Source organism: Cupriavidus sp. HPC(L), assembly GCF_000307735.3.
Lineage (GTDB): Bacteria > Pseudomonadota > Gammaproteobacteria > Burkholderiales > Burkholderiaceae > Cupriavidus.
The window spans coordinates 1-2,989 of sequence record NZ_AMPR02000289.1 but is presented as its reverse complement, the minus strand read 5'-3'; the positions used below and the strand labels follow the sequence as shown (position 1 = coordinate 2,989).

At 70.5% G+C, this 2,989-nt stretch carries 3 protein-coding genes; 2 read left to right on the top strand and 1 reads right to left on the bottom strand.

Annotated elements, in window-relative coordinates:
* Nucleotides 1-858 (top strand): ATP-binding protein (locus B551_RS15785; RefSeq protein WP_043440175.1); only part of this gene is annotated, 858 nt, incomplete at its 5' end.
* 147 nt (nt 859-1,005) lie between these two features.
* Nucleotides 1,006-2,556, top strand: coding sequence for an oxygen-independent coproporphyrinogen III oxidase (hemN, locus tag B551_RS15780; protein WP_023264499.1), 1,551 nt, complete (start codon nt 1,006-1,008; stop codon nt 2,554-2,556).
* A gap of 97 nt (nt 2,557-2,653) precedes the next feature.
* Here hemN and B551_RS15775 read toward each other — a convergent pair.
* Nucleotides 2,654-2,989 (bottom strand): cytochrome c5 family protein (locus tag B551_RS15775; protein ID WP_023264498.1); only part of this gene is annotated, 336 nt, incomplete at its 5' end.

Below are 2,989 nucleotides of genomic sequence, written 5' to 3'. Positions count from 1 at the left end.
GGTCCGGGCAGGCCACCGCCATTCGGCATGCTGTTCCAGTTCGCCGCGATCGTGGCCGCCTCCTGGGTGGGTGCGCGCGTGCTGGCGCGCCCGGTGCAGCAGCTCGCGCGCGGCGCCGGCAGGCTGACCCAGGACGTCCACGCGCCACCGCTCGACGAACAGGGCGGACCGAACGAGGCGCGCGAGGCCGCGCGCGCCTTCAATCGCATGCAGCAACGGATCCAGACCCAGCTGGCGCAGCAGGCTCGCTTCCTGGCCGCGGTCTCGCACGATCTGCGCACGCCGCTGACCCGGATGGCCTTGCGCATCGAGCGGCTAGACGATGCCGACACGAGCCGGCGGCTGCGTCAGGACCTCGCCGAGATGAACGCGCTGATCGATGCCACGCTCGGCTATCTGCGCGAGCGCGAAGGCGCCGTCGGCCCGCGCCAGCGCGTCGACATCGCCGCGCTGGTGCAGGCCGTCGTCGACGATGCGATGGAACTGGGCCAGCAGGTCTCGTGCAGCGGCTCGGCGCAGCCGCTGGCAGTCTATCCGGCCGAGCTGCGCCGCGCGCTGGTCAATCTGATCGAGAACGCGCACCGCTATGGCGGCGGCGCCCGCGTGACGCTGACCGATGCGCCGGACAAGGTCGTCATCGATGTGGACGACGATGGCCCCGGCATTCCGCCGGACGAACTGGGGCGCGTGATGGAGCCGTTCTACCGCATCGAGTCCTCGCGCAGCAGGGCCACCGGCGGCGTCGGCATGGGCCTGGCCATCGCCGCCGACGCGGTGGCGCGCCATGGCGGCGAACTGATGCTGGAGAACCGGCCGGAAGGCGGTTTGCGGGCGACGGTGACGCTGCCGCGGGAGTAAGGTGGGTCTGCCGCAGCGGCGTTTGGCTGCAGCAAAGCCACGCCGAAGGCCCCGCGCCAGATCCGATTCGCCGGCGCTTGATGCCGGTCAAGTCCTGCGGGCGCCGGTCTGGCTAGCATCGAAGCGGATTCCTCAGAAGGCCGCCTCATGGCAACGACCGTTCCCCATTCCGCTCCCGCCGCACCCGCCACCGCTCCGGACTCTGTCATCCGCCGCGCCGACCTCGCCGATTTCCGCGCGCTCGCCGAGCGCATTGACGTCAACGGGCCGCGCTACACCTCCTATCCGACCGCCGATCGCTTCCATGCGGGCTTCGGCGAAGACGCGTATCGGGCCGCGCTGGACGACTGCCGGGCGGCGGGTGCCGACGCGCCGCTGTCGCTCTACCTGCATATCCCGTTCTGCGAGAACATCTGCTACTACTGCGGCTGCAACAAGATCATCACGCGCGATCACGGCCGCAGTGCGCGCTATGTCCGCTATCTGGCGCGCGAGATGGCGCTGGTGGCGGCCCGGCTGGGCGAGCGCCGGCCCGTGGTGCAATCGCACTGGGGCGGCGGTACGCCGACCTTCCTCGATCCCGCCGAAATGCGGCAGGTCATGGGCGCGCTGCACCGGCACTTCGATCTGCGGCCGGACGGCGAGCATTCGATCGAGATCGATCCGCGCCGCGTCGACGACGAACGGATGACGCTGCTCGCGGAGCTGGGCTTCAATCGCGTCAGCCTCGGCGTGCAGGACTTCGATCCCCAGGTGCAGGCCGCGATCCATCGCGTGCAGCCGGTGGAAGACACGCGCCGCGTGGTGGCCGCCTCGCGGCGGCTCGGTTTACTGTCGGTCAGCATGGATCTGATCTACGGCCTGCCGCACCAGACCGCTGCCCGCTTCGGCGCGACCATCGAGCGGGTGCTGGAGATGCGGCCGGACCGCCTGTCGCTGTATAGCTACGCGCATCTGCCGCACGTCTTCAAGCCGCAGCGGCGGATCGACGAGGCCGCGATGCCGTCGGCCGGCGAAAAGCTGGACATCCTGGTTTCGGCCATCGAGCGGCTGACCGCGGCCGGCTATGTCTATATCGGCATGGACCACTTCGCGCTGCCGGACGACGCGCTGGCCCGCGCCCAGCGCGAAGGACGGCTGCAGCGCAACTTCCAGGGCTATGCGACCCACGCCGGTCACGACCAGCTCGGTTTCGGCATCTCGGCGATCGGCGCGGTGGCCGGCCGCTACGTGCAGAACGCGCGTACTTTGGACGAGTACTACGGCGCGCTCGATGCCGGCAGGCTGCCCGTGCTGCGCGGCCATCGTTGCGACGCCGACGATCGGCTGCGCAAGGACATCATCGGCGCGCTGATGTGCCACGGCGTACTCGATACTGCGGCGGTCGCGCGGCGGCACGGCATCGACTTCGACGCCAGGTTTGCCGCCGAGCGCGCCGAGCTGGCGTCGCTCGCGGAGCAGGGGCTGGTGCGGATATCCGATAAGTGGATCGACGTGACGCCGCTGGGACGGCTGCTGGTGCGACGCGTGGCGATGGTGTTCGATCGCTACCTGCGGGACGACCGGACGGCCTCGGCGCAACCCACAACCGAGTCGGATCCCGTTTCTGAACAGGCGGTGGCGCACCCGCTGCTGCGGATGCCGCCGACATCCCGCTCCGGGGCGGCGCCGCCGGCCCGATACTCGCGCGTGGTATAGCGCGACCGAACGGCAGACGTAAAAAAGCCAGCGGCATGCCGCTGGCTTTTTTGTGCTGCGGAGTCGGGCGCCGCGCTGGCGCCCCGGTGTCGCAGCCTTACTTCGACGCGTTGACCATGTAGTCGGCTGCCGCAATCACGTCGGCGTCGGGGCCGGCGTACCCGCCCTTCGGCGGCATCACGCCCTTGCCCTTCAGCGCAAAGTTGTGGACGGCGTCCATGCCTTCCTTGATGCGCGGCGCCCAGGCGGCCTTGTCGCCGACCTTCGGCGCACCGGCAACGCCGGCGGCGTGGCACGCGGCGCAGACCTGATCGTAGACACGCTTGCCGACCTCGGCCGAAGCCGCGGCGGGAGCTGCAGCCGTGGTTTGCGCCGGAGCCGCTGCGGCCGGAGCGGGAGCGGCCGGTGCCGCCGGGGCAGCGGCGGCAGCAGC

Coding starts and splice junctions, on each gene's coding strand:
- hemN (WP_023264499.1), top strand. CDS start 1,006: ATGGCAACGACCGTTCCCCATTCCGCTCCCGCCGCACCCGCCACCGCT.